The following is a 25,720-nucleotide window of genomic DNA, read 5'->3' on the forward strand; positions in this document are numbered from 1 at the left end:
TTTTGGTTCTTTGTTGGTGGGGGGGGGCGGGGGGCGGGGGGGGGGGGGGGGGGGTGGGGGTTGTGGGGGTTTGGGGTTTACCCCCTTAACGCCCACACACGACCAACCGGACCGGCTCGCCATCCCGGCCCTACGGTTTCGGAAGTTTCTGGATGAGCACTCCGGCGAAGTTCTTCGCCTTCTCGCAGGCCAGTTCGGCGTTCGTCTCCGCGCCGCTGGTGCCGACGGTCAGTTCGACGTTCTCCCCGACCCGGTCATTGATCGACCGATGCAGCCAGATCAGCGAGCAGGTGGAGCGGGCGGCGCCGTCGTCCGACCTCGCCAGATACACCTTGGTACCGCCGATATCCAGGGTGGCGGTGGTCGCGTAAGCCGAGTACGTCGCCTCCGTCGGCGGGGCTCCCCGCCCGAAGCTCAACCGGACACTGCCCGTCGCGTCGTACCGGCATTCGTGCAGATGCTCGCGGACGGTCTCCACCACCGGGCCGATGAGCCGGTCCACGGTCGCGGGGCCGACCAGCGCGCACGGGTCCAGCGGCGCCAGCGTGCCCGCCGCGAGATCGTGCTCGTGACCACCGGCCCGGATCCGCTTGACCGCGTCGGCGAGGGCCGCCTTGGCCACCGAGCAAGCCTCGTCCTTTGTGGACAACGAGTCCGCGCGGGCGGTGAGATTGGTGTGCAGCAGCCCGGTGACGGGGACCGCCACCTCACACGAGCTACCGGACCCTTTGACGGCCAGAGGAAGCCCCTCCAGTTCGCCGCCCGCTTCGGCTTGGAAGAGGTCGCCGGCGATCCGCAGGTCCAGCCACTTGCCGGCGGACGAGGAATACGTGCACCAATCGAACTGGGTGCCGTTCTTCGTGCTCAGCTTGCCGAAACCGGGTATCTCGCGGCCTTCGAGCACCTTGCACAGGTCCACCTTGCGCAGGTTGTCCGGGCCGAGCGGATCCGGGTTGACCGGGGTGGCGACGGGCTCGTCCGGCGGCGGTGACGCACTCGGTGCCGCGACGGCGGGAGGCGGATCGTCCTTGTTCAGCGAAACCGCGGCGACGACGCCACCGGCAAGCAGCACGACGGCGGCCGCGGCGGCCCCCGCGTAGAGGCCACGACGGGACCGCTTCGGTGGGGGCGGGTTCAGCAACCGTCGGACTTCGGCCTGCTGCCTCTCGATGAGGTGTGGCACCACCGGCGGCCAGGGACTGGTCGTCGGCGGGATCGGGCCCAGTCGCTCCAGCACCCAGGCGGGGGACGGCCGGTCCGCCGGGTTCTTCGCCAGGCACGGCTCGGCGAGCTGCCGGACTTCCGGGGCGAGCCGACGCAGATCGGGCTGGACGTGCACGACGTTGTAGAGCGTGTGCGGCGTGGACGTACCCGTGAACGGGCTGGTCCCGCTCGCGGCCATGACGAGCAGGGCGCCGAACGCGAACATGTCGCTCGCCGGGGTCAGTGGCTTGCCTTCGGCCTGCTCCGGCGACATGAACCCGGGCGAGCCGATGACCGCGCCGGTGTGCGTGAGCTCCGAGTCGCCCTCGGCGGCGCGGGCGATGCCGAAGTCGATCACCCGGGGGCCGTCACCGGTGAGGATGACGTTGCTCGGCTTCAGATCCCGGTGGATCAGCCCGGCGCGGTGGATGTCGCCGAGCGCCAGCGCGAGCCCCGCGGCGAGATACCGGATCGACGTCGGCGGCAGCGGACCGCCGGCGGCGACCGCTTCGGCCAGCGACGGCCCCGGTACGAACACCGAGGCCAGCCACGGTGTCGGCGCGTGCGGATCCGCGTCCATCACCGGAGCGGTGTACGCGCCGGACACCAGGCGCGACGTGGCGACCTCGCGGCGGAACCGTTCGCGGAAGCCGGGATCGTGCGCGAAACCCGGATGGACCTGCTTGATCGCGACCAGCCGTCCGTCGGCGGAGACGCCGAGCAGCACCCGGCCCATCCCGCCTTCCCCGAGCGCGGCGAACACCCGGTAACGCCCCACGCCGGTGGGTTCGCCGGTGTTCAACGGCTTCACGAAAGGCCCCCTTGTCCGGGGCGATGGTACAAAACCACCGGTAAGTGTCACTCAGCGCGTCGGTCCACCCGGCCGAAGTCCTTCAGTCGGAGGCTGTTGGACACCACGAGCACGGACGACAGCGACATCGCCGCCCCGGCGATCAGCGGGTTCAGCAGTCCCAGCGCGGCCAGCGGGATCGCGGCGACGTTGTAGCCGAACGCCCAGGCCAGGTTTCCCCGGATGACGCGCAGAGTGCGGTCGGCGAGCCGGATGGCGTCGGGGACCACCCGCAGGTCTTCGCGGACCAGCACGATGTCGGCCGAACGCAGCGCGATGTCGCTGCCCTGTGCCATCGCCATCCCGAGATCCGCGGTGGCCAGCGCCGGACCGTCGTTGATCCCGTCGCCGACCATCGCCACCCGCGCGCCTCCCGCCCGCAGTTCGTCGATGACCTCGGCCTTCTCCGCGGGCAGGACCCCGGCGCGGACGTCGGAGATGCCGACCTCGTCCGCGACCGCGCGGGCGGTGGCCTCGTTGTCACCGGTGAGCAGGACGGTCCGCAGACCGAGCGCGTGCAGGGCGTCGACAGCGGCCCGCGCCGACGGCTTGACGACGTCGCGGATCACCAGCCGCCCCGCGATCCGGCCGTCCACCGCGACCAGGATCGCCGTCGCTCCGTCCCCTTCGGCGGCCGCGAACTCGTCCGGGACGCCGATCCCCCGCTCGGCCAGCAACCGCGTGTTGCCGACGAGGACTTCGTGCTCCTCGACCTCGCCCCGCGCACCGAGTCCCGGCAGCGCGCCGAACCGCTCCACCGGCGGCAGATCGGGAAGTTCGGCCAGTGCGGCGGTGACGACGGCGGCCGCGATGGCGTGCTCCGAACCGGCCTCCACCGCGCCGGCGAACCGCAGCACCTCCGCCGTGGTGAACCCGTCCGCGGGACGGCAGGCGAGCACGGTCATCTTTCCGGTGGTGACGGTGCCGGTCTTGTCCAGCACCACGGTGTCCACCGAACGGCCGGCTTCGAGCGCGTCGGGGCCCTTGATGAGAATGCCCAGCTGGGCGCCGCGGCCGACCCCCGCCATGAGCGCCGTCGGCGTCGCCAGCCCGAGCGCGCACGGACAGGCGATGATGAGGACGGCGACGGCCGCCGCGAAACCGTCGCGAGCGGATGCGCCGCTGAGCAGCCACCCCGTCAGCGTCAGCGCGGCCACGCCGAGCACCACGGGGACGAAGACCGCGCAGATCCGGTCGACCAGTCGTTGCACGGCGGCCTTCCTGGCCTGCGCGCGTTCGGCCAGCGCGGTCATCTGCGCCAGCTGGGTGTGCGCGCCGACCGCGGTCGCCCGCACCACCAGCCTGCCGTCCCGGTTCACCGAGGCCCCGACGACCCGGTCACCCGCACCGGCCTCCGCGGGCACGGGCTCGCCGGTCACCGCGCTGACGTCCACTGTAGACAGTCCACTCTCGACGACGCCGTCCGCGGCGATCGACTCCCCCGGTTTCACCACGAACAGGTCTCCGGTGACCAGCTCGCCGATCGGGACCATCCGCTCGGCTCCGTCACGCAGTACCCGGACGTCCTTGGCCGCCAAGGCGTCCAGTGCCGCGAGCAGCCCGGCCGCGCTCCGCCGCGACCGGCTTTCGAAGTACCGGCCCGCCAGCAGGAAGGTGGTCACCCCGGCGGCGACGTCGAGGTAGATCGCGTCCGCGCCCGCCGCCGTGGGACCGAAGCCGATCCAGTAGCCGGGTTCGGCGCCGCCGTCGAAGGCCGACCAAGCGGACCACGCGAACGAAGCGAGGACACCGAGCGAAACCAGAGTGTCCATACTGGACGAACGGTGCCGGAGGTTCCGCAGCGTGGCGCGATGGAACGGCAGCGCGGACCAGAACACCACCGGAACGGCCAGAACCAGGCAGAGCAGTTCCCAGCCGGGGAACTGCAGCCGCGGCACCAGCGCCAGGGTGATCGACAGATTCCCCAGCGGGATCGCCAGGAGGGCGGCCACGACCAGCCGCCGGCGCAGATCGCGGACCCGCGCGAAGCCGGTGTCCGGATCCTCTTCGCCGCGGAGCTCCGCCGTGTAGCCCGCTTTGCGGACCCGTTCGATCAGGACGTCCTCGGCCAGCGCCTCGGGCACCTGCACGGTGGCACGTTCGGTCGCGTAGTTCACCGACGCGCGGACGCCGTCCAGTTTGTTCAGTGTGCGTTCCACCCGCGCCGAGCAGGCGGCGCAGGTCATCCCCGACACGGTCAGTTTCACCGTGCGGACGGCGGCCTCCGGCGCGGAAATCGTCATTTCGTGGCACTCCCAGGGATTCACCAGTGGTTCCGGTGGTGGTGGAACAGGTGTCCCGAGAGGTGACGCGAAGCAGATTACCGCCGCCGGGAACCGGGCCCGCCGTCGGCCCGACTACTGCGGTGGTGGTGGAAACAGGTGTCCTGGGTCAGGGCGTGCGCGGGGTCAGCACGAGATCGAACGTGTTGCCCTCGCCTTGGACGAACGTGCTCAGGTACGGGGTGAACGCACCGCAGCCGGTCAACGGCGCGAGCGCGTAGCCGCCGGTGAGCGCGCCGCCGCCCGCCATCGTGAAACCGTCCCCGGTACGCAGTTCCGCCGTCGACGGGCTCGACGTCCGGCAGCCGGGGCCGCTGCTGACAGGCATGCCGAGGAGGGTGACGAGCGGCAGCACGGTGATGAACCGCGGCCGGGCGACGAAGCCCGTTCCGGTGAGGTCGCCGCCTTGCGGTCCGTCGGCGACGAACTCGAGATCGGCCATGCCCGGCACGAAACCGAACAGCCGGAAGTCGGTGTGCGCCTTGTCGAACACCGGAGCGCCGGAGAAGACCGTGGTCGAGGTGGCGCTCAGGTCGAACGCGCCGGTCAGCGGCGCGGTGGCGCCCAGTGCCTTGACCGCCGTCTTCCCGGTGACGGCGTAGTGGCGTCCCGCGGGGGTTCCGCCGAGGTCGAAGGAGAGCAAGACCGCGTCCTGCCCGGGGTCGAGTGTGCAGTCCGAGGTGAACGAACCGATCCCGGTGAAGGAGCCATCGGCCTTCTTCGGGGTCAACCGGGTGGTGAAGTCACCGATGGTGAGCGTGGTCTTGCCCGGCTTCGCCAGCGTCACCGTGGGAACGGAACCCGTCGCCACCGTGCTGAACGAGCCGGACGGCGGGAGGTCGGTCTTGGCGACGTTCAGCGGGATGCGCACCGGGAGCGGGTTCGCGTCACCGTTGACAAGCGTGACGCCCGCCGCCGCGGTGCCTTCGACGGTGGCGGCGCCGACGAGGTTGAGGCCACGCGCCGCCTTGTCCGGCACGGTGACCGTGATGGTCAGGCCGGAGGTGGTGAGCGTGCCACCGGGCGCCGTCGGGACTTCGAAGTCGGCCTTGATCACCGCGTCGAGCTTCTGCAGCCCGATCAGCGGGAACGGACAGGTGAACGACAGCTTCTTCTCGACCGGTGTGCCCGCCGCCGCGCTGTGGACCGCCACGAACACCAGGCAACAGGCGGTGAGCAGGACGATGAGGCCCGACGCGAGCAGCATCCGGACGTTGATGCGAAAGGGCATGGTCGCCTTCCCTGTGACGGCACGGCACCGGCCCCGCCGCGGGAGGCGACGGGGCCGGCTTGCCTGGTTACTTCTTGGTGAGGTTCAGATCGAGCGTGTTGCCGTCGCTCTTGGCGAACATGCTGATCATGTCGTTGAACGAACCGCAGTTCTGCAGCGCCGACAGCGAGTAGGTGCCGGTCAGCTTCCCGCCCTTGAGCAGGTCGAAGTCCGGTCCGGTGGTCATCTCGCTGGTGGACGGGCTGACCGTGCCGCACTTCGGGTCACTGCTGATCGGGATCCCGAAGACCTGCACGCTCGGCAGGAACACGTTGAACTTGATGTGCGCCTTGAAACCGGTGCCGACGAGCTCACCGGTCTGCTTGCCGACCTGCTCGACCTTGATCTCCGAACGGCCGTCGACGAACCCGAACAGCTTGAACTGGGTGGACGACGGGTCGAGCTTCAGGTCGCCGGTGAAGGTCTTCGAAGCGAGATCCACGTCCGCGTCGAAGCCGCCGTTGATCGGCGCCGTGCTGCCGAGCGCCTTCAGCGAGGTCTGGCCCTTGATGCCGAAGGCGTACTTGATCCCGCCACCACCGGGGGTGGTGGTAGCCGGCGGGGTCGTCGTGGAGCTCGGCGGCGGGGTGGTGCTGGACGGCGGCGGGGTGGTGGTGGTCGTCCCGGTGGGGGTCGGACCGTCACCGATCTTGATCGTGGCCAGCGTGTTGTTCTGGCCCGGATCCTGCGTGCACGGCGCGTCGATCGTGCCGTCCGGGGTGATCCCGGTGACCGAACCGTCGGCCTTGCGCGGGGTGACCTTCAACTGCAGGTCGCCCACGGTGATCTTCGCCTCGCCGGGCTGGTTGAAGGTCAGCGAAGGCGTCTTGCCCGCCGCGTTGACCGTCATCTCGCCCGAGGTGGGGATGTTCTGCTTGGCGATGTCGTTGGGCACCTTGACCGGGAGGTTGAGTCCCGGCGCCGCCACGGTCGCCGCCGCGATGGCCTGACCTTCCAGCGTGGTCGCGCCGATCAGGTTCAGCCCGCTGACCGTGTCCGCGTTGATCGTGGAGACGGCCTTGATGTCGAACGTGCCGGTCGGCTGCCCGGTCTTGACCGAAAGCGGCAGATCGGTGTTGATCACCACCTTCAGCGACTGGGAACCCACGAGCGGGAAATTGCAGTGGTAGTTGAGCGGGAGCGAAATCGGGTCGGCGGCACTGGACTGTGCCCCGACCACGAGTACCGCGGTGGCAAGCCCCACGGCACCGGCCGCGGCGGCGGCGACCGCCTTCTTGGTTCCTCTACGGTGACTCACGATCGTCCTTCCGTGGTATCAACGATGATACGAAACGGCGTACAATTCCCCAGAGCAATGAATATCGGCCCGAGAGAATTCTCCGGGTAGCGACGATGTCTGACGGATCGCAACCGAACAGTAAACTAACGACGCTTCCACACCGCTATCAAGGGCTTCCCCGGAAAAGTTGACGCGTCGCCGGTAAATTGTCACCCTGGCACGGTGCGCCCGTCCGGTTCCTAGTAGCGGCACATGGGTTTCCCCAGCACAGAGCCACTTGAGGCGGTCGCGAGAACTGCTGACGCGGGTGACAATCGCACCGGACGAAACTATCTCACGCATGCCAATCAGCGCTTTCCCTGCTTCTCTCGCCCGGTGCCCTGCTTGCCTGACGGAATCATTCGTGAGTAACCTCGCGGTTCAGCAAGCCGGTCACCGCAGACTGCGCGGATTCCCGCTCCTCGTGCCGCGGCCGGCCCTCTTTCGCCGAATTCGACGGGGAAACCATGAAGAGAATGCGCCGCACGGCAGCGAGAATCGCTTTCGCCACCGTCTCCGTGACCGCCTCGGCGGTCCTGCTGAGCGCCTGCGGGTCCGACGATCCCGCCGACGCCGGCCGTCACGCCGACCCCGCCGCGCTCGCCTGGGCGGACAAGGTGTGCTCCGGAGTCGCGGCAGGCTCGGCGAAGCTGTCCCAGCCGCCCGCGTTCGACCCCGACAACCCGCAGGGGGCGAAAACCGCCATGGTGGGCTTCCTGAACTCGCTCACCGTGGCGCTCGACGACATGGCGGGCGGGATCCGCAACGCCGGTGTGCCGCCGGTCCCGGATGGACAGTCCGCCGTGGACAAGGCGACCACCACGCTGGACGAGACCAAGTCGAAGGTGACGGCCACCCTGGCGAAGATGCGGGATGCGAAGGTCACCGACAAGGCCAGCCTGGAAAAGGTCGTCGCCGACGCCGACACCACGATGAGCGGGTTGAGCGAGCCGGAGGGCCCGATCAAGCATCTGCGCGCCAACTCGGAACTGAACCTCGCCTTCACCGAATCCTCGACCTGCCGCCAGGTCTACGGCATGTCGTGAGTGATCCCCGACCCGCGCTCTCTGGAGGCCCGGCCGTGCCGATCTCGTTCCCCCGCCCCTCCCGCCGGACGCTCGCCGCCGCGCTGGCGATCGTCCTGTCCGCCGGTGTGCTGACCGCGCTGAGCGTGACGCCGGCGAACTCCGCCGCCACCGCGGCGTCCGACGACTCGTTCTACACCCCGCCGTCCCCGCTCCCGGCGGGCAAGCCGGGTGACATCATCCGCTCACGCGTCTCCAAAGCGGGACCGCGTAAGGATTCCGTCAACGCGTGGCAGGTGATGTACCTGTCCACCGACGCCCTCGGGCGGCCGGACGCGGTGACCGGGACGGTGCTGGTGCCGAAGAACGCCGATCCGGCGAAGGCACCGATCGTCTCTTTCGCCGCGGGCACCCACGGCCCGGCGTTCGACTGCACGCCGTCGAAGATGATCGACATCGGCGCGTTCTACGAACAGTCCGGTCTCGACGACCTGCTCGACGCCGGGTACGCCGTCGCGCTCACCGACTACGAGGGCTACCGCCAGGATCCGAAGACGACCTACGTGGTCGGGCGTTCGGAAGGCCCCGCGGTGATCGACGCGGTCCGCGCCGCGCAACGCCTGCCGGAGGCGAAACTGTCCGCCGACGCGAAGGTGCTCTTCCGTGGGTACTCGCAGGGTGGCGGGGCCGCGGCCTGGGCAGCCGAACTGCAGCCGACCTACGCCCCGGAGGTGAACCTCGCCGGCGTCGCCGCCGGTGGTGTCCCCGCCGACCTCGTCCAGGTCACCCTGCAGCTCGACGGGAAGTTCGGCTTCGGCGTCTTCGCCTACGCCCTCGTCGGCCTGGACAACGCCTACCCCGAGCTGAAACTGGATTCGTTCCTCAGCGACAACGGCCGCGCGAAACTGGCGGAGATGCAGAAGAGCGCGTGCACGTTCGAACTGCTCACCACCTACGCGAACCAGAAGATCGCCGACTACACGACCAGCGCGGGCTACGTGCGGCCGGAATGGGTCAAGCGGCTCAACGAGAACAAGCTCGGCGGCACCCCGATCAAGGCCCCGCTGTTCCTCTATCACGCCACCGGCGACCAGCTCGTGCAGTTCGCGCAGGCCGACGCACTGCACAAGACCTACTGCGCCGCCGGGGTCAAGACGACCTGGAAGACCTTCGACACCGACCACATCACGGCGGTCTACACCGGTAACGCGGACGTGCTCGCCTTCCTCAAGGACCGGGTCGCGGGCATCCCGGCGACGTCGAACTGCTGAGCCCGCGGTGCTCAGAACCGCCCCTGAGTCCTTTGTGGACGAAGCGGCGCCCGGCGGTGCGCGGAAGCGGCGCGAGCTGCTTCGTTTCGCCACCGTCGGGCTCGCCGCGTTCGGCCTCACCCTGGGGACGAACTACGGGCTGAAACTCACCGTCCTGCACACCAAACCGGTCACGGCGCTGGCCATCGCGACCGTCGTCGCGACGGCCTTCGCCTACCTGCTCTCGCGGCGGTGGGCGTTCCAAACCCGCGGCGGCAGGCCTCGCCTGCACGAGGCGGCGTTGTTCTTCGCCGTCAACGCGATCGCCGTGGCGATCAACCTGTGCCCGCCGCTGATCTCGCGGTACGTCCTGCGGCTGGAAGTCCCCGAAGTCGGCCTTCTGGCACAGGAGATCGCCGACTTCGTCAGCGGGATGCTGATCGGCACCGCGGCGGGTTCGGCGTTCCGCTGGTGGGGCTACCGCCGCTGGGTGTTCCCGGTGGCGGACGCCTGACCCGCGGGGTGGTGTGTGGATCGTGAGGCGATGCGCCCCCTTCATCAACGAGCCACCGCCACCCAAGGGACCCTGTCAGCCAACTCTGTGTCCGATCAGGCCTGCATGTGCGGTTTCGAGTTGGGGTCGTGAGTGCTGATTAGGGTTAGAACCCCACTTGGCACTCACGACCCCCTCGGGTACCACGCCCGGTCAGACGTCGGCCGGACGCAACCGTTCCGCGCGCAACGCCAGCTCGATCCGCAGCCGCTGATCCGGGTCGTCCAGCCGCTCGCCGAACAACTCCGTGAGCCGCCGCAGGCGAGCCCGCACCGTCTGCGGGTGCACGGCCAGCTGCCGGGCGATCTCGGGCGCGCTCCCCCGCGTCTGCACCTGCGTGAGCAGGGTCGCCGCCAGCTCGTCGTGCTGCCTCGGCGCCAGCCCCGACAACGGTTCCAGCGCCTCTCCGGCCAGCCTGTCCAGCAGGAACTCGTCGGCGAGCAACAGCAACGTGGTGATGTGCTCCTCGCACCACAGCACCGGGCCCACCGTGGTGATCATCCCCCGCTGGGCCAGTTCGGAGGCACGGCGGGCGATCCGGAACGACTCGCCCGCCTGCGCCACCGGGACGGACACCCCGACCGTGGCCGACCAGCCGGAAGGCAGTTCCCGCAGACCGCCGAGATCGGCTTCGGGGCAGGCCACCAGCGCACCGGGCGCGTCCGAGACGAGGTCGGCGGGCACCGCCGAAGGCAGCAGAACCGAGGGGAACGCGGGCGCTCCGGGCGCGGCGGTGAAGACGACCGCGGTGATCCGGACCGGGATCCGCCAGCCGATCGCGACGGCGAGCGCGCCGACGTCGGCCTGGGTGTACCCCGCGCCGCCGGTCAGCAGCCGGAACAGCCTGGCCCGCTGCTCGGCGGGTCCGGTGGCCTCGGCCTGTGCCGCGTTGTAGCCCTCGGTCAGCGCCATCGTCACTTCGACGACGTCGCCGAACAAGCATTCCGCCGCGCCGTAGAGGACGTCGCCGGACAGCCGCAACTGGCGGCCGGCCGTGACGATCGAACGCCACAGCACCCGGCTCGAGACCCGGAACGCCGCCTGCGCGGCCTCACGGCTGAGCCCTTGCCGGAACGCGAGCCTGCCCTGTTCGCGAAAGTCCGCCAAGAGGTCGTTCTGCAGCAGTTCGGGGACGCCGACCCGGTCGATGGCGCGTTCGACGCTGCGCCGGGTCAGCTCGACGGCCGCGGCACGGGCGTCGCTGTCGCTGAAAACTTCGGCGCATTCGGCGATTTCGGCCGCCACGGCGTCGACGCAGTGCCCGGCGATCGCCGGGATCCGCGGCCGGACGGCGTCGCCGAGTTCCCTCGGCAGGCGTGCCCACAACGAACCAACGGGCTGCCAGCTCACGTGTTTCTTCCCCCGCTCGGAAGTTTGCCGACGATTCCGGGCACCCATTCCCTTTCGTCCGCGCGCCACCGGCGCACTCGAATGCACGGAGCGTAGGACCGGCGCCACATCCGTGTCAAAAGCCGCCACACCGAAACGCCGTCCGTGGGACGGGCGCGACTTTCCGTTGACAATTCAACGTCACATTCGTGGTACACGTCGCCTGCCGACCGAGTAGAAACACTCCCGGCACCGTTCCCGTCGATCCGACGCGGTCGTGCAAAGGGATTCACGTTTCCCGTCGCCCCGGTTCGCCGAAAGCAAAGGGGGTCTTCGTGGTCGAGTACCGCAGTTTCCGCATGCTGGCGACGTTGCCGCGTTCGCTCGGCGAAGAACTGCGTCCGTATACCGGTCACGCCGCGGCCGCGATGATCAAGGAGGTGCAGCGGTCGGTCGCCGTGTACGCACGGCCGTTGCGCGGCGTCTTCGGCCGCGTCCTGGTCGTTTCCTGCGAACGGGCGGTGCGGCACTACGTCGACTGCATCGGCGATCCGATGGTCCCGCACGACCGCTGGATCGACTTCTACCGCCTGCGCGGGCGGAGCGAGTTCACCGAAGGCCGCGGCCTGGAACCGTTGCACGACAGCGCGACGATCGGCGCCCGTGCGGCATGGCGCGCGATGCGGCCCATCGTGCGCGGGCTCGGTGTCGGTCCCGACATCGTCGCGCTCGCGGCGGAGTCCGTGTTCGTCTACGTCGACGAACTCTGCGCCACGACGATCGAGGGTTACCAGGAGGCCGAAGCCAAGGCCGCGGGCGCCGCCCCGCTCCGGCGCCGTCGTCTGCTCGAACTGATCGCGCAGGCACCGGAAGGGTCCGCGTCCAGTATCGCGAGCCTGGCGAACGGGGCCGGGTGGCGGGTCCCGCGAACCGCGGCCATGGTCGCGCTCCAGCGCGCTCCGGGCGCCGGCGAATTCCCCGCCCACCTCCTGGACGAAGACGTGCTGCGCGACCTCGACACCGCCGAGCCGTACCTGCTCACCGCGGATCCCGACACCGATCTCGCGTCGCTGCACGGCGCGCTCGACGGCTGGCGTGTGGCGATCTCTCCCGTCGTACCACTCACCGACGCCCCGGCCGCCCTGCGCACCGCACGCCGCGCGTTACTGCTGACCAGCGAAGACGCTCCCGGGCCGATCATCTGGTGCCGGGATCATCTCGCCACGCTGTGGCTGCTCGCCGAGGATTTCCTCGGCGCCGAACTGGCCAAGCAGAGTCTCGACCCGTTCACGTCGCTGAGCGAGAAGCAGCAGGAGCGGCTCGGCGAAACCCTGTTGGCGTGGCTGGAGACCCGCGGCGGGGCACCGGAGATCGCGCACCGGCTGGGCGTGCATCCGCAGACCGTGCGGAACCGCTTGCGGCAACTGGAAGAACTGTTCGGCGACCGGCTCAAGGACGCCGACGACCGGCTGGGCATGCAACTCGCGCTGCGCGCCCAGCGGCTCATGCGCGCCCACCGCCGCGACGAAGGTGGACCAGGGAGCTGACCCGCCGGACCCGCCGTTCCGGTGGCCGTACGGTGGGAAGCACCCAGCGCAAACCGCGGCGGGCGCGTTTCACCCTCGGCTGGTCCAGGTGGAAGTCCGCCCGGCAGGCCATCAGTGAACGGCCGCCGATCCGGCACGGGGCATCGTCGCATCCATGCTTTTCTCCGTGGTTACGGGTGTTTACGGATGCTTTCCTGAATACCGGTGTGGTCGGAAAATGTCGATGCTCGAATGTTCCGGTCGGCCGGTTTTAGCATCCGACTCGGGGTCCGCGCCGACATTCTTGTCACCCTGGACGCAATAGCCGGACGTGTCCAGCGACACGCTGACGAACCCGGCATTCCTCACGTTATTTTGACGCCTGACAACGGAAAGGCGGGACATGACCCTCGAAGCGCGCACACTGACCCTGCACGGGCAGGAAATCCGGCTGCGGGAATACCTGCCGTCCACAACGGACGAGGAAGGCGAGCCGCTCGTGCTGCTGCACGGGATCTCGGGAAGCGGACAGACCTGGGTCCCCTTGCTCGACCACTTCGAGCGGACCGGATTCGGCCGCCGGGTCCTCGTCCCCGATCTTCCCGGCCACGGTGATTCCGGGGCACCCCGGGCCGACTACGGCCTCGGCGCGATGGCCAGCGTGGTCCGTGACGTCCTCGCCCTCACCGGGAATCGTCGCGCGACCATCGCCGGGCACTCCCTCGGCGGCGGGATCGCGATGCAGTTCGCCTACCAGTTCCCGGAGATGTGCGCCCGGCTGGTGCTCGTGGGCAGCGCCGGACTCGGCCCCCAGGTGACCGCGGTGCTGCGCGCGACCGCTCTGCCGGGCGCCAAGGCCACCCTCTCCGCCGCCGTCAACCCGGCCACCGTCGCGATCGCCCGCGGCATCGCCGCCGCCTGCCGCGGTCTCGGCGGGAAACTCGCTCCGGAGACGCGGGAGCTGACAAGGCATCTTTCGTCACTGTCCGACACCGGACGGCGGCGCGCGTTCCTCTTCATCGCCCGCAGCCTGATCGATCTCCGCGGCCAGCGCGCCAGTGCCGTCGACAAGCTTTATCTCGCCGAGCAGGTGCCGACGCTGGTCGTCTGGGGCGCGCACGACCCGCTCATCCCGGTCGAACACGGCCGAAAGACGGCCGAACTGCTGCCGGGTAGCCGCTTGACGGTGTTCGAAAATGCGAAACACTTTCCACATGTAGCCGACCCGGCCCGGTTCGGCGCGGAGCTCGAACGCTTCCTCGACGAGACGGAACCCGCCCGGCTGACCCTCGAAGAGGTCGTCGCGGTCCTCGTTCAGGCGAGCGAGGCGGCGAACGGGGTCGAAAACCGCGCGGCGACCCCGCGGGAGGCCCCGGAAAAGTTGTCACCTGGGCCCCATCTCAGGCGCGCCTAAATGTCACCCTCCGCCGGATCGGACCACCCGTTCGGGTGTAGTCCATCCAGGTGGCCGATCCGGGCCCCGCCAGCCGTTGACACTCCTCACGGCCGGATTTTATGTTGCGTGAGCCACAAAATCTGGATCGGCTTCACCGTTGAAGAGGCTGATTTTGTTGCTAACAAGGATAAAAACATGACCGACTTGGATACCGGGTTCTCGCGGCACGATCTGCGGACCGCACGGCCTGACCCCGACGTGCGTCATCCCGCCACCCCGCACCGCCAGCCACCGGGTCCGGTCCAGCGACCGCGCGCCTTCACGCCGGCACCGAGAACCCCTGTGGAGAACCGACCTGTGCGCAGCACCGGTGCGAATGGACTGTGGGCGTCACTGCCGAGGGAACTGGGCGAGCGGTTCCGGCCGCGCGCCGACCCCTTGGCCCGAGCCATCCTTCAGGAGGTACAGCGAGCCGTCCCCGAATACGCGCAGCCACTGGAAGGCGCGTTCGGACAGACCATCACGCAGGGTATCCGGCAGGCCATCCTGCACTGCCTCGACACCATCGGTCAGGGGACGGCCTCACTCGACAAGTGGTCGGCGGTCTTCCGTCACCTCGGGAAGGTCGAGTTCAAGGAAGGCCGCAGTCTCGACTGCCTGCAGACGGCCTACCGCGTCGGCGGTCGCGTCGCCTGGCGGCACGTTTCGGAATTCGGGCAGGCGATCGGAGCGGACGCCGATCTCCTCTGCACCGCGGCCGAAGCGATTTTCGCTTACGTGGACGAGATTTCCGCACTGTCCATCGAGGGCTACACGGCCGCGCAGGAGCGGGCCGCCGGCACCAGGGCCAGACGCAGGCGCAGGCTGCTCGAACTCATGCTCTCCGATCCGCCCTCCTCACCGCAGTCGATCGCGTCCCACGCCGCCAACGCCCAGTGGGCGCTGCCCGCCGAGGTCACGGTCGTCGCGCTCGAACGCCGGAACGGCCCTCTCGACACCGACAGCGCGGACTTGGACGCCGACGTCCTGGTCGACTTCGAGGGCCCCAAGCCCTGTCTGGTCACCGGCGACCCCGACAAACACCTGAAGGATCTCGCCGAACGGCTTCCCGGCTGGCGGGCGGTGATCGGACCTGCCGTGCGGCTCACCGAAGCGCCGCGTTCCCTGCTGTGGGCCCGCCGTACGCTGCGGCTGGTCCAGCGCGGGGTCCTGCCGGACAATCCGGTCACCTGGTACAGCGATCACCTGTCGACCCTGTGGCTGCTCGCCGACGAGTTCCTGGTCCGTGAGCTCTGCACGCGCAGCCTCGCCCCGTTCAACGACCTGACGCCGAAGCAGCGGGCGCGGCTCGGGGAGACGTTGCTGATCTGGTTGCAGTCCCGGGGCAGCGCTCCCGAGATCGCGAAGAAACTCAAGGTCCACCCCCAGACCGTGCGGTACCGCATGCACCAGCTCATCGATCTCTTCGGCGACCGGTTGAACAACGCCGACGACCGGCTCGACATGGAGATCGCCCTGCGTGCGGAGGCCTTACTCGCCGAGGACTGATCAGCGTTTCCCACTCACAACGAGGTGACGAGGTGACCCGACCGCAGGATGGTCGCAGCGGGGTCGAGGCGACGTACGGCCCGCTCCTCACGCCCGCTCGGCCGGGTGGGTCGAGCGGGCGTCCGGTCCAGCTCTGGGCCCTGCTGCCGAGAGAGCTGGCGACGGTGTTCCGTCCGGTGCTTGCCGACGTGGCCGGGGAGGTGGTCCGCGAGATCCAGCGGACCATCCCCGACTACGCGCGGCCGCTGGACGGCGCGTTCGGGAAAGCGCTCAAGACCGGCGTCCAGATGGCGTTCCTGCAGTTCCTGGAGCGGATCGGGAACCCGGAAGCGCCGTCGGAAGACCGCCGGAGCGTGTTCCTGAGCCTGGGCGTCCAGGAGTTCCACCAGGGCCGCAACGTCGACGTCCTCCAGGCCGCGTACCGGGTCGGGGCCAGGGTGACCTGGCGACGGGTGGCCGAAGCGGGTCGGCGCACGGGTGTGCCTTCGGCGACGCTGTGCCTGCTCGCGGAAGCCATCTTCGCCTACATCGACGAACTCTCGGCGCTGTCGGTCGAGGGGCACGCGGAGGCGCGCGAGAAGGCCGCCGGCGCGCTGGAGCGTCGGCGGCACCGGTTGATGGAGCTCCTGCTCACCGAACCGCCGTCACCGCCCGACGTCGTCAAACACGCGGCCGACCTCGCGCGCTGGCAGTTGCCCGAGCTCCTCGTCGCCGTCGCCCTCGACCAGCCGTCGGAAGAAGTTCCGGCGGCTGCTTCGAGCGCGCTGGCGGACTTCGAGAGCAGTTCGCCCTGTCTGTTGCTTCCCGCTCCGGAACCGGACGAACGGGAACGATTCGCCGAATCCCTGGCAGGATGGCGAGCCGCGATCGGCCCCGCCGTCCCCCCGGCCTTCGCCGCACGCTCCCTGCGGGCCGCACGAGAGGCACTGCGGCTCGTCGAGTCGGGCGCGCTCGCCGACGAGCCCGTGACGTGGTGCGTCGACCACCTTTCGCGACTGTGGCTGCTCAAGGAACCGTTTCTGGCCGCCGAGCTGGTGCGGGAGCGGCTCGGGCCGCTGGCCGGGCTGACCGGGAAGCAGCACACGCGGCTGGCCGGGACCTTGCTGGCGTGGCTGGAGACCTGCGGGAACGTCCGCGAGGTGGCGGAACGGCTCGCGGTCCATCCGCAGACGGTGCGGTCACGCGCGCAGGAACTGGAGGCGCTGTTCGCCGACGGCCTGCGGGATCCGGAGCGGCGGTTCGAGATGATCCTGGCCCTGCGGGCGATCCCCTCCTGAAGCTACTCCTCACCCGACTCCGCGAAGGACGCTTTCCCCACATCGCACGCAGCGAAGGGCCCCTTCCCCGCGTCGCATGCGGCGAAGGACGCTTTCCGCTCCTGGAGCCACCGTGACCGCGGGCGTGGTCGTGCGTGGCGACCCGGGCGAGGTCGCGAGCGCCACGCTTGAGACGTTGATCGTCTCAGGTGAGGCGCTTGGGACACCGTGACGACCCGGCTGACCAGCGAGGCCCGCTCACGCGGAGTCGTGAGCGGTAATGACGGTTCTGGCCAAGGGTGTTTCAGGTACCTACGGCGGGTGGGTCCGGTGACGGCCGGGCCGTGAAGGACTCCTTGAGGGACCCAGAGTCCCTCAAAGTTCCCCTCACCCGCCCCGGACGACCATCACGAGCCTCAGCAGCACCACCAGTCACAACGGCTGCGCGTGAAGGACCCCTTCCCTCGGCTCAGCCGAGGAAACTCGACCTTCACACCTTCCCCAGTACATAATGGCCTCCTTCCTTGCGCCTAGCGCAAGGAAGGAGGCCATCATTACCACTCACGAGCACCCGGCGCACCCTCGCGTTTAGTCCTCTAAATGCGAGGGTGGGTCAGGCGGCGGCGAGGGCGGTCACTCGCCACTTCCCGTCGGAGCGTTCCGCGGTGACGCTCAGCTGGGCCGCACCCGTGCTCCGCTGTCCGTCGCCGCGCACGCCGGTCTGGTCGAGGAACACCAGCAGCGACGCCCGGTCGCCGTCGAGCACCTTGACACCCGACACCACCGGAGTCGAGGTCACGACCAGTTTCTGCGCCACGGCGAGATTCCGGACCTGGGCGAACAACTGGTCGTACTGCCCCAGCGCCGGGCCGGTCAGCACCTCTTTCGCTGCCTGTTCGCTTTTGGCCGGATCGTCGTAGCGGTAGGAAAAGACCGTGCCGAGTGCCTTGCCGACCTGGTCGCTCACCTCGGCGGTCGTGGCGACGTCGGTCAGCGCGGTGTTGTGGGTCAGCACCGCGGTGGCGTCCCGCGCCTCGATCGCGAACCACCCCGCGAGGCCCGCCATCACCAGCGCGACCGCGCCGAACACCACCGGAAGACGACGGCGCCGCACAGGCTCGGCGACCGCATCGGCGGAGTCAGGCTCAAGAACCTCATCGGTGGGTTCTGGCTCGGGAGCCTCGATGACACTCGTCCGGGCGCTCCCACCCATTTTCCCGGCCACCTTCACCGCGCGCCGTACCGGTTTGACGGTTCGTTTCGTCGACATCGCGTCCTCCGTCAGGGCTTTCCGGTGTCGGTCACCGGCACCTGGCCGAGCGACGTGACGCGCCACCCGTCCGGCGTCCGGTTCAGGCCGGCGCGGAACCGGTTGTGCTTGGTCACTGCTTCACCGCCGTCGGGCCGGACCTCGAGTTCGACCGACGCGATCACCTCGGCGGTCCCGCCGCCACTGTCCACTTCGGTCACCGCGGCGTCGACGACCCTGCCGGTGGTGACGGTCTTCGCCTGGCCGATCCGGGCCAGCCCGCCTTCCCGGTCCCGCGCCAGCTCGTCGTGCAAGGCGCCACCGGAGAGGTTCAGCCAGTTCTGGTAACCCTGATCGGCCTGCCGATAGTCCAAAGTGGTCAGTGCGGCGACCGCCTGCCTGCCCGCCTGCAACGCGTCCTCCCGGACCGTGGCCCGCGCGACGCCGTCGTCCCGGCTCGCGTCCCACCAGGAGTAGCCGAACCAGACGGCGAGTGCCGTGGCGACCACGGCGAGAACGGCGGCGAGTCTGGTCATGGGCTTCACCTTCCCGGCACGTTCTGCGAGCCACGCACGTTCGTCGGATTGCCCTTCGGCAAGGCACAGCGCGCGGCGGTGTTCAAGGGACGGGCCGAAGTGTCGAGTCCGTCGCGGTAGCCGGTGTTGTAGCCGGTCACGCACGGCGGCGGGTCGAAGAAGGTCAGCGAAAGGCCGACGTGCGCACCGTCCGGCCCCATGATCGCGTGTCCGGCCGCGACCGCTTTCGGCGCGGTGACCAGCAGTTGCTCGATGCCGTCCTGCCGTGATTCCAGCACGTCCGCGGTGGTCAGCAGATTCGCCAGCAGGACGCCGAGACTCGGCCCGGTCTCCCGCAGCACGGAACTGACCTCGTTCGCCGCCGCCGGGACGGCCGGGATCAGCCGGCGCAGATCCCCGTCGGAACTCTTCAGCGTCTCGGCGAGCAGTTTCGCGTTCGCGCCGAACGAGCGGATCGCGTCCGCCTGCGAGACCTGCGTGTCGAGCACGGTCTGCGCGTCGGTCACGAACCTGGTCAGCGGGCCGACGTGGGCGCTCGCCTCCTGGACGAACTCGATACCCCGCCCGACGAGCTGATCCAGCGCCGGCCCCGCGTCGGACGTCGCGTTGTACAGCTCGTCGACCACGGTCCGCAGCGCGGGCTGCGGCACCGAATTGGCGAACGAGTCCACACTGGACAGGACCACGTCCACCGGCAGCGGGATCTTCGTATCCGCCTCGGAGATCACCGAGCCGTCCCGCAACGTGGCGCCGTCACCGCGACGAGGCCGCAGGTCGACGTACTGCTCGCCGACGGCGGATCGGTTGGCGACGACCGCTTCGGTGTCCGCGGGCACTTCCGGGCCGCCCGGATCGATGTCGAGATCCACCTCCATCCCGGAGGCGGTCAGCCGCAGTTCGCCGACCCGGCCGATCGGCACGCCCCGGTAGGTGACCTCGGCGTTGCCGAAGATGCCGCCGCCGGTGGCGAACCGCGCTTTGACGGTGTAGCCGCGGTCGAGTACCAGCTTGTCCAGCCCCGCGTACGTCGCGCCGACATAGGCGACGCCGAGGACCGCGATGACCACGAAGACCACCAGCTGGGCGCGGACGAACCTGGTCAGCATCAGCGGCCACCACTGTTCTTGAAGGTCAGGAACGTGTTCAGGTAATCACCGCGGAGTGCGTCGAGCGCGGCGTCGGGGAACGGGAAGGTGAAGATCATCTCCATCGCCTTCGGCAGTTTGTCCCCCGACTCGGCCAGCTTCCGCAGCATCGGTTCGAGCGCCTTGAGATCCGCGACGAGGTCGTCCTTGCTGCGGTTCACCGTGTCGACCGCGACCGAGGTGAGCCCGTCCAGCGATTTCAGCATCCCGACCAGTGCCTGACGCTGCTGGTTCAGCACCTCGATGCCGGGGGTGAGCCCGTTCAGCGTCGCCTTGATCTCCTCGGTGTTCGAGTTCAGCGTCGCCGCGAGTTTGTTGACGCTCTCGATGGCGCGGGTGATCTCCGCCTTGTGCTCGTCGAGACCGCGCACGAACGTGTCCAAATTGGACAACAGGCTGCGGGCCGCGCTCTCCTTGCCGCCGAGCGCGTCGTTGAGTTCGCGGGTGATGTTCTGTACCTGCGCGACGCCTCCACCATTGAGCAGCAAGGAAAGCGCGCCGAAGACCTCCTCGATCTCCGGGGTCAGCGACGAACGCGCGAGCGGGATCACCGCGCCGTCGACCAGCCGCCCGCTCGGGGTCCCGTCGTCCGGCGGCGCGAGCTCGACGAACTTCTCGCCGAGAATGCTCGCCTGCCTCAGCCGCGCGACGGCGTTGGCAGGCAGGTTGACGTCCCCGCTGAGCAGCAGCCCGACCACCGCGCTGCGCCCGTCGGGCGCCAGCTCGACCGTCCGCACCTGGCCGACCGGGACGTCGTTCACCTTCACGCCGGACTGGGGAACGAGATCCAGCACGTTGGTGAAACTCGCCGTGACGTGGATCGGATGCTCGCCGAGCGCGGCGCCACCCGGCAGCGGGATATCGTAGACGTCGACACCGCTGCCGCAGCCGGTGGCGGCCAGCGTGACGACCAGTACGGCGGCGCAGGTGAGCCGGGACTTCATTTCGCCCCCGAGAATTCGGTGAGGTTCCCTCGGCCGTCGAGTGTCCCGGCGCCCTGGTTGTACGCGCCGAGCACGTTCGCCAGCGCGTTCGGGGCGGCGTCGAGCGCCTCGCCCAGCGAAGCCTTCTGCTGGCTGAGCACCTTGGTGATCTCGGCCAGTTTGTCCACATCGGACTTGACCTTGCCGCGGTTGTCCTTGATGAAACCCTGGACGACGCTGAGCGCCTCGGTGAGTTCGGTCATCGCTCCGGAGAACTGGTCCCGCTGATCGGCGAGGATCTTGCTGATCGAGGAGATCTGCTGGATCGCCTGTTTCACCTGGCCGTCGTTCGACGCGAGCATCGCGGTGAACTTGCTGATGTTGTCGACGGAATCGAACAGATCCTTCTTCGAGTCACTCGCCGTACGGGCGAATTCACCGAGGTTCTTGATCGCCTCGCCGAGTTTGCCGCCGTTGCCGTCGAGGTAGGCGGCGGCGTGGGTCAGTACGTCACTGACCGCGCCGTCCTTGTTGGCGCCCTTAGGCCCCAGCGCGGTCATCAGCTGGTTGAGGCTGCCGAGGAGTTCGTCGACCTCGACCGGGGTCACGGTGCGTTCGCGGGGGATCTTGGCGTCGGCACCCAGCTCCGGCCCGCCCACGTACACCGGGGTGAGCTGCACGTACCGGTCGGCGACCAGGCTCGGCGTGATCACCACGGCGCCGACGTCGGCGGGCAGTTTGACGTCCGGCCGGACGGACATGGTCACCTCGACGTTCGTCCCCTTCGGCTCGACCTTGGTCACCGAACCGATCGCGACCCCGAGCACCCGCACCTCGGAGTTCGGGTACACCCCGACCGTCGCGGTGAAGTATCCGGTCAGGACGCGGTCGGCCTGGCGGGTCAGCAGCGGCCAGGCCGCCGTCACGAGCAGCCCGGCGACGACGGCGAGCGCGAGCCGCCGTGACCAGGCCCGCCGACGGGCCTGTCCCCCGAGATCGGCCAGCGTGAAGTGGCGCCCCATCAGCGTCCCCCGTTCCTCGAAGGCAGGCAGCTGCCCGGTGTACCGCCGGTCGGGACGAGCCCGCAGATGTAGGTGTCGATCCAGCGGCCGTTGCCGACCGCGTTGCCGAGCAGCCGGTAGAACGGCCCGGCCAGCCGCAGGCTTTCACTGAGCTTGTCCTGGTTGCGCTGCAGCACGGTGGCGACGCGATCGAGCTGGTCGAGCGCGGGCCCCAGTGTCTTCTGGTTGTCCGCGACGAGCCCCTTGAGCTGCACCGACAGGTTCTTCACCCCGCTGAACAGCTTCGCGATCGCGTCCTTGCGCGCGTTCAGTTCCGTGAGCAGTGTGTTGCCGTCGCGGATGAGCGCCTCGATCTGCTGTGTGCGGCCGCCGAGGGTCTGGGACACCTTGTTCGTGTTCTGGAACAGTTTCACCAGTTCCTCGTCGCGGGAGGCGAGTGTCTTGGACAGCGCGGTAATGCCGTCGAAGGCCGTCCGGACGTCCTGAGGTGTGGAGGCGCCGAGTGTTTCCGACAGCGTCCCGAACGCTTTCGCCAGCTGGTCGGTGTCGATCGCGCCGACGGTGTTCGCGAGATCGTTGAACACCGTGGTGACGTCGTAGGGCGAACTGGTGCGCTGCACCGGGATCGGTTCGTCCGGATCGAGTTCCGCGTTGCCGACCGGGTCGATGACCAGGTTCTTCTGTCCCAGCAACGTCTTGATCTTGATCGCGGCGGTGGTGCGGTTGCCGATCCAGGTGTCCTTGACCCGGAACAGGACCTTGACGCGTCCGCCTTCGAGGAGGACGTCGGAGACCTCACCGACCTTCACGCCGGCCACCCGGACCTCGTCGTTGCGTTTGAGCCCGGCGGCTTCGGTGAACTCCGCCGCGTACGTGGTGCCGCCGCCGACCAGCGGGAGGTCGTCGGAGAAGAAGGTCGCCGAGCCCGCCACGGCCATCAGCAACGCCGTGATGGCCCCGACGACGATCGGGTTGCGGCTGCGGAAGGGTTTGATCCTCGGTGCTTTCACCGGCACCGTCCCTGGGTCAGCGGGATGCCGACCGGCGGGCCGCCCGGGGCGGGCCGCGCGTCGGATTTGACCGAGCACAGGTAGAAGTTGAACCACGAACCGTAGGAGACCATCGCGCCCATGCGGTCCAGCTTCTTCGGGAGGTTCGCCAGGAACTGCTCGAACACCGGGGTGTTGTCGGCCAGGTTCTTCGACAGGTCACCGAGGGTGGTGATACTCGCCTTCAGCGGCGCGCGGCCGTCCTGGAGCAGGCCCGCGGTGGCCGTGGTGAGTTCCCCGAGCCCGCCGATCGCCTGCCCGATGGGCTTCGCGTCCGTGGCGAGTCCGGAGACCAGCTGGGCGGTGACGTCGACGAGTTTGTCGAACTGGTCGCCCTGTGAGTTGAGCGTGTCGAGCACGGTGTTGAGGTTCCCGACCACCTGGCCGATCACCTCGTCCTTGCCCGCCAAGGTTTTCGTGAGCGACCCGGTGTGCTCGATCAGGCTGTCGATGGTGCTCCCCTCGCCCTGCAGTACCTGGACGATCTCGAACGACAACTGGTTCACGTCGTTCGGTGACAGCGCCTGGAACAGCGGTTTGAACCCGTTGAACAACGCCGTCAGGTCCAGCGCCGGACGCGTCCGCTCCGGCGGGATCAGCGCCCCTTGTTCGAGCACGGGCGGGCCGTCGGGGCCGGGGTCGATCGAGATGTACCGCTGACCGACGAGGTTGCGGTACCGGATGGTGACCGTGGCGCCCGCGCTGAGGCGGCGTTTGCTCTCGATCGAGAACCGCACGTCCGCCAGGCGGCGTTCGACCACGCCGACGGACTCCACCTGGCCGATGCGGACCCCCGACATCCGGACCTCGTCACCGGGGTTGACCGACGTCGCGTCCGTGAACCTGGCCGTGTAGCCGACCGTCGTGCCGACGCTGGAGTTCGCGATGGTGATGGCCAGGACGCCGGTCGCCACCGCGGTGATGACGAAGAAGATCAGACCCTTGATCGCCGGGCCCGCGACACTCCTCATCGGACGGTCACCTCCGTTCCGCGCAACGCCGGGCCCACGAGCACGCTGCTCCAGTCCGGGACCTCGGCCGGCTTCATCCCGAGCGACGGCGCCAGTATCTCGGCGACCAGCCCTCGCTCCCCCTTCGAATTTGCCGGGCCGAGGTCCCCATCGGCGGCGAACGACACCGCCGCCGAAGATCCACCCCCGCCGTAACACCGCGGCCCGCCCTTCTGGTCGAACCGCGGATCGTCCCGGCCCGGCACGTACTTGTCCCTCGGCTCGTGAACGGACAGCGTCACGTGCAACCCCGGCTCCCCGGTTCCCTTGCCCAAGGCCTTCTCCATCACCGGCTTGAGCCTGTTCACCGCGTCGAAGAGACAGGGGAACTCGGGCGAGTACCGCGAGAGCAGTTCCAGCGTCGGCCTGCTCTTCACGCTGACGCCGATGATGTTCTCCTTGTTCTGCACCAGGAACTTGTTCAGATCGCCGCTCGCGGTGGTGACGCTGGTGTACAGCTTGTCGAGGTCCGCGCGAGTGTCCACAATGGTCTTCGCCGTCGTGGAGAGATCCGAGAGCGCCTTGAGGATGTCCGGCGCGGCCCCGGTGTAGAGGTCGGCCACGTCGGCGGCACGGCTGACGTCGGCCTTGAACCGCGGCATCAGCGGGTTCACCTGGCCGAGGAGGTCGTTGAGCTGGACGACGCTGTCCCCCAACGACTTCCCGCGATTGTCGAGCGCGAGCGAGATGGCGCCGAGTGAACTGTTGAGCTTCTGCGGCTGCACCGCGCGCAACAGGGGCAGCAGATCGCCGAGCACCCGTTCCAGCTCGATCGCGTTGGCCGAGTGGTCCTGGGTGATGACGTCGCCGTCCCGCAGCGAGCCACCCGCGGGCCGATCGGGCAGGACGAGGTTGACGTAGCGCTCGCCGAACACCGTCTTCGGCAGCAGGCGGGCCGAAACGTTCCTCGGCAGCTGATCGATTTTCGCCGGGTCGATGGCGAGGTCGATCTCGGCGCCGTCCGCACTGCCCCGGACCGCCCGGACCTCGCCGAACGGCACACCGCGGACCTTCACCTCGGCGGGCGGGGCCAGCTGGTTGCCGACCCGGTCGGTCTTGAGCGTGACCAGTTCCGCGCGGTCGAAGTCCTTGTTGAAGATGGCGACGGCCAGCCAGCCGAGCAGTACCAGGATGACGAGGAAGATCACCCCGGCGAACTGCGTCCGTGCCCGCGTGCTCATCCGGACACCTTCACCGTCGTGGTCGCGCCCCAGATCGCCAGGCTGAGGAACAGGTCCAGCACGCTGATCAGCACGATCGACGTCCGCACCGCGCGGCCGACGGCGACCCCGACCCCGGCCGGTCCGCCCGCGGCGCGGTAGCCGTAGAAGCAGTGCGTGAGGATGACGCCGACACTGAACACCAGTACCTTGCCGAACGACCACAGGACGTCTTCAGGCGGCAAGAACAGGGAAAAGTAGTGATCGTAGGTCCCGCCGGACTGTCCGAAGAAGACGACCGTCGTCACCCGCGAGCCGAGGTAGGAGATCAGCAGGCCGATCACGTAGAGCGGGATGATCGCGATGAACCCGGCCACGATCCGGGTGGTGACCAGGTACGGCATGCTGCGAACGGCCATCACTTCGAGCGCGTCGATCTCTTCGGAGATCCTCATGGCGCCCAGTTGCGCGGTGAAGCCGGCGCCGACCGTCGCGGACAACGCGAGCCCCGCCGACAGCGGTGCGATCTCCCTGGTGTTGAAGTACGCGGTGAGGAAACCGGTCATCGCGGAGATGTTGATCTGGTTGAGCGCGCTGAAACCCTGTAGCCCCACCGTGATCCCGGTGAACACGCACAGGCCGACCATCACGCCGACGGTGCCGCCGATCACGGCCAGCGCTCCGCTGCCGAAGGTCACCTCCGCGAGCAGGCGCACCACTTCGCGGAAGTAGCGGGTGACGGCCATCGGGATCGCCGCGAGCGCGCGGATGTAGAACAGCAGCTGGTCGCCCAGCTCGAAAAGACTGTTGCCGGGACGTTTGAACGCCTCGCGGGCCCGTTCGGGGACGCTGGTCACGG

General features: G+C 69.0%; 21 protein-coding genes. 7 read left to right on the plus strand and 14 right to left on the minus strand.

Going from position 1 to position 25,720, the window contains the following annotated elements; translation table 11 throughout:
* Positions 1-130: 130 nt before the first annotated feature.
* The 4 genes from ACZ5ZX_RS38480 to ACZ5ZX_RS38495 form a co-directional block, all read right to left on the minus strand.
* Positions 131-2,014, minus strand: a complete 1,884-nt coding sequence (locus ACZ5ZX_RS38480) for a serine/threonine-protein kinase (protein WP_465506922.1) — start codon at positions 2,012-2,014, stop codon at positions 131-133.
* Between the two features lie 47 nt (positions 2,015-2,061).
* Complete coding sequence (locus ACZ5ZX_RS38485; protein WP_465506923.1) at positions 2,062-4,296, minus strand: heavy metal translocating P-type ATPase; 2,235 nt, start codon at positions 4,294-4,296, stop codon at positions 2,062-2,064.
* A gap of 148 nt (positions 4,297-4,444) precedes the next feature.
* Positions 4,445-5,566: a DUF6801 domain-containing protein gene (locus ACZ5ZX_RS38490; RefSeq protein ID WP_465506924.1), complete on the minus strand. Its 1,122-nt coding sequence runs from the start codon at positions 5,564-5,566 to the stop codon at positions 4,445-4,447.
* Positions 5,567-5,633: 67 nt separating this feature from the next.
* A complete protein-coding gene (locus tag ACZ5ZX_RS38495; RefSeq protein WP_465506925.1) occupies positions 5,634-6,863 on the minus strand; it encodes a DUF6801 domain-containing protein in 1,230 nt (409 codons plus the stop codon).
* A gap of 497 nt (positions 6,864-7,360) precedes the next feature.
* On the opposite strand from ACZ5ZX_RS38495, the gene ACZ5ZX_RS38500 reads away from it, so the two are divergent.
* The 3 genes from ACZ5ZX_RS38500 (at position 7,361) to ACZ5ZX_RS38510 (ending at position 9,673) form a co-directional block, all read left to right on the plus strand.
* Positions 7,361-7,930, plus strand: coding sequence for a hypothetical protein (locus ACZ5ZX_RS38500; protein WP_465506926.1), 570 nt, complete (start codon positions 7,361-7,363; stop codon positions 7,928-7,930).
* Between the two features lie 35 nt (positions 7,931-7,965).
* Positions 7,966-9,180, plus strand: a complete 1,215-nt coding sequence (locus ACZ5ZX_RS38505) for a lipase family protein (protein WP_465506927.1) — start codon at positions 7,966-7,968, stop codon at positions 9,178-9,180.
* 76 nt (positions 9,181-9,256) lie between these two features.
* Positions 9,257-9,673, plus strand: coding sequence for a GtrA family protein (locus tag ACZ5ZX_RS38510; RefSeq protein ID WP_465506976.1), 417 nt, complete (start codon positions 9,257-9,259; stop codon positions 9,671-9,673).
* Positions 9,674-9,865: 192 nt separating this feature from the next.
* Here ACZ5ZX_RS38510 and ACZ5ZX_RS38515 read toward each other — a convergent pair whose 3' ends face one another.
* Positions 9,866-11,062: a PucR-like N-terminal domain-containing protein gene (locus ACZ5ZX_RS38515; RefSeq protein WP_465506928.1), complete on the minus strand. Its 1,197-nt coding sequence runs from the start codon at positions 11,060-11,062 to the stop codon at positions 9,866-9,868.
* A 338-nt stretch (positions 11,063-11,400) separates the two neighbouring features.
* On the opposite strand from ACZ5ZX_RS38515, the gene ACZ5ZX_RS38520 reads away from it, so the two are divergent.
* From ACZ5ZX_RS38520 to ACZ5ZX_RS38535, 4 genes are all read left to right on the plus strand, one after another.
* On the plus strand, positions 11,401-12,588 hold the full coding sequence (locus ACZ5ZX_RS38520; protein ID WP_465506977.1) for a PucR-like N-terminal domain-containing protein: 1,188 nt from the start codon (positions 11,401-11,403) through the stop codon (positions 12,586-12,588).
* Positions 12,589-12,970: 382 nt separating this feature from the next.
* Complete coding sequence (locus ACZ5ZX_RS38525) at positions 12,971-13,981, plus strand: alpha/beta fold hydrolase (RefSeq protein ID WP_465506929.1); 1,011 nt, start codon at positions 12,971-12,973, stop codon at positions 13,979-13,981.
* A 339-nt stretch (positions 13,982-14,320) separates the two neighbouring features.
* On the plus strand, positions 14,321-15,511 hold the full coding sequence (locus ACZ5ZX_RS38530; protein WP_465506978.1) for a PucR-like N-terminal domain-containing protein: 1,191 nt from the start codon (positions 14,321-14,323) through the stop codon (positions 15,509-15,511).
* A 32-nt stretch (positions 15,512-15,543) separates the two neighbouring features.
* Positions 15,544-16,788 carry a PucR family transcriptional regulator gene (locus ACZ5ZX_RS38535; RefSeq protein WP_465506930.1) on the plus strand — a complete coding sequence of 415 codons (1,245 nt, stop codon included), beginning with the start codon at positions 15,544-15,546 and terminating at the stop codon, positions 16,786-16,788.
* Between the two features lie 592 nt (positions 16,789-17,380).
* On the opposite strand, the gene ACZ5ZX_RS38540 is transcribed toward ACZ5ZX_RS38535, so the two are convergent.
* From ACZ5ZX_RS38540 to ACZ5ZX_RS38580, 9 genes are read right to left on the minus strand one after another with little or no spacing between them, the layout of a single operon-like run.
* A complete protein-coding gene (locus ACZ5ZX_RS38540) occupies positions 17,381-18,037 on the minus strand; it encodes a hypothetical protein (protein WP_465506931.1) in 657 nt (218 codons plus the stop codon).
* An 11-nt stretch (positions 18,038-18,048) separates the two neighbouring features.
* Positions 18,049-18,552 carry a hypothetical protein gene (locus tag ACZ5ZX_RS38545; RefSeq protein WP_465506932.1) on the minus strand — a complete coding sequence of 168 codons (504 nt, stop codon included), beginning with the start codon at positions 18,550-18,552 and terminating at the stop codon, positions 18,049-18,051.
* A gap of 5 nt (positions 18,553-18,557) precedes the next feature.
* Positions 18,558-19,658: an MCE family protein gene (locus ACZ5ZX_RS38550; protein ID WP_465506933.1), complete on the minus strand. Its 1,101-nt coding sequence runs from the start codon at positions 19,656-19,658 to the stop codon at positions 18,558-18,560.
* Positions 19,658-20,641 carry an MCE family protein gene (locus ACZ5ZX_RS38555; protein ID WP_465506934.1) on the minus strand — a complete coding sequence of 328 codons (984 nt, stop codon included), beginning with the start codon at positions 20,639-20,641 and terminating at the stop codon, positions 19,658-19,660. The genes ACZ5ZX_RS38550 and ACZ5ZX_RS38555 overlap by 1 nt, the downstream gene beginning before the upstream one ends.
* On the minus strand, positions 20,638-21,642 hold the full coding sequence (locus tag ACZ5ZX_RS38560; RefSeq protein ID WP_465506935.1) for an MCE family protein: 1,005 nt from the start codon (positions 21,640-21,642) through the stop codon (positions 20,638-20,640). Before ACZ5ZX_RS38560 ends, ACZ5ZX_RS38555 begins: the two co-directional genes overlap by 4 nt.
* The gene (locus ACZ5ZX_RS38565; RefSeq protein WP_465506936.1) at positions 21,642-22,652 is read right to left on the minus strand and encodes an MCE family protein; all 1,011 of its coding nucleotides are present in this window, start codon (positions 22,650-22,652) and stop codon (positions 21,642-21,644) included. Before ACZ5ZX_RS38565 ends, ACZ5ZX_RS38560 begins: the two co-directional genes overlap by 1 nt.
* A complete protein-coding gene (locus tag ACZ5ZX_RS38570) occupies positions 22,649-23,662 on the minus strand; it encodes an MCE family protein (protein WP_465506937.1) in 1,014 nt (337 codons plus the stop codon). The genes ACZ5ZX_RS38565 and ACZ5ZX_RS38570 overlap by 4 nt, the downstream gene beginning before the upstream one ends.
* Entirely contained in the window at positions 23,659-24,882 is a 1,224-nt protein-coding gene (locus tag ACZ5ZX_RS38575) for an MCE family protein (protein WP_465506938.1), read from the minus strand. Before ACZ5ZX_RS38575 ends, ACZ5ZX_RS38570 begins: the two co-directional genes overlap by 4 nt.
* Entirely contained in the window at positions 24,879-25,718 is an 840-nt protein-coding gene (locus tag ACZ5ZX_RS38580) for an MlaE family ABC transporter permease (RefSeq protein WP_007033208.1), read from the minus strand. Before ACZ5ZX_RS38580 ends, ACZ5ZX_RS38575 begins: the two co-directional genes overlap by 4 nt.
* Between the last annotated feature and the right edge of the window lie 2 nt (positions 25,719-25,720).

The organism is Amycolatopsis sp. NPDC033938, assembly GCF_055575975.1.

Coding starts and splice junctions, on each gene's coding strand:
- ACZ5ZX_RS38485 (WP_465506923.1), bottom strand. CDS start 4,296: ATGACGATTTCCGCGCCGGAGGCCGCCGTCCGCACGGTGAAACTGACC.
- ACZ5ZX_RS38490 (WP_465506924.1), bottom strand. CDS start 5,566: ATGCCCTTTCGCATCAACGTCCGGATGCTGCTCGCGTCGGGCCTCATC.
- ACZ5ZX_RS38500 (WP_465506926.1), top strand. CDS start 7,361: ATGCGCCGCACGGCAGCGAGAATCGCTTTCGCCACCGTCTCCGTGACC.
- ACZ5ZX_RS38520 (WP_465506977.1), top strand. CDS start 11,401: ATGCTGGCGACGTTGCCGCGTTCGCTCGGCGAAGAACTGCGTCCGTAT.
- ACZ5ZX_RS38525 (WP_465506929.1), top strand. CDS start 12,971: ATGACCCTCGAAGCGCGCACACTGACCCTGCACGGGCAGGAAATCCGG.
- ACZ5ZX_RS38540 (WP_465506931.1), bottom strand. CDS start 18,037: ATGTCGACGAAACGAACCGTCAAACCGGTACGGCGCGCGGTGAAGGTG.
- ACZ5ZX_RS38545 (WP_465506932.1), bottom strand. CDS start 18,552: ATGACCAGACTCGCCGCCGTTCTCGCCGTGGTCGCCACGGCACTCGCC.
- ACZ5ZX_RS38550 (WP_465506933.1), bottom strand. CDS start 19,658: ATGCTGACCAGGTTCGTCCGCGCCCAGCTGGTGGTCTTCGTGGTCATC.
- ACZ5ZX_RS38555 (WP_465506934.1), bottom strand. CDS start 20,641: ATGAAGTCCCGGCTCACCTGCGCCGCCGTACTGGTCGTCACGCTGGCC.
- ACZ5ZX_RS38560 (WP_465506935.1), bottom strand. CDS start 21,642: ATGGGGCGCCACTTCACGCTGGCCGATCTCGGGGGACAGGCCCGTCGG.
- ACZ5ZX_RS38570 (WP_465506937.1), bottom strand. CDS start 23,662: ATGAGGAGTGTCGCGGGCCCGGCGATCAAGGGTCTGATCTTCTTCGTC.
- ACZ5ZX_RS38575 (WP_465506938.1), bottom strand. CDS start 24,882: ATGAGCACGCGGGCACGGACGCAGTTCGCCGGGGTGATCTTCCTCGTC.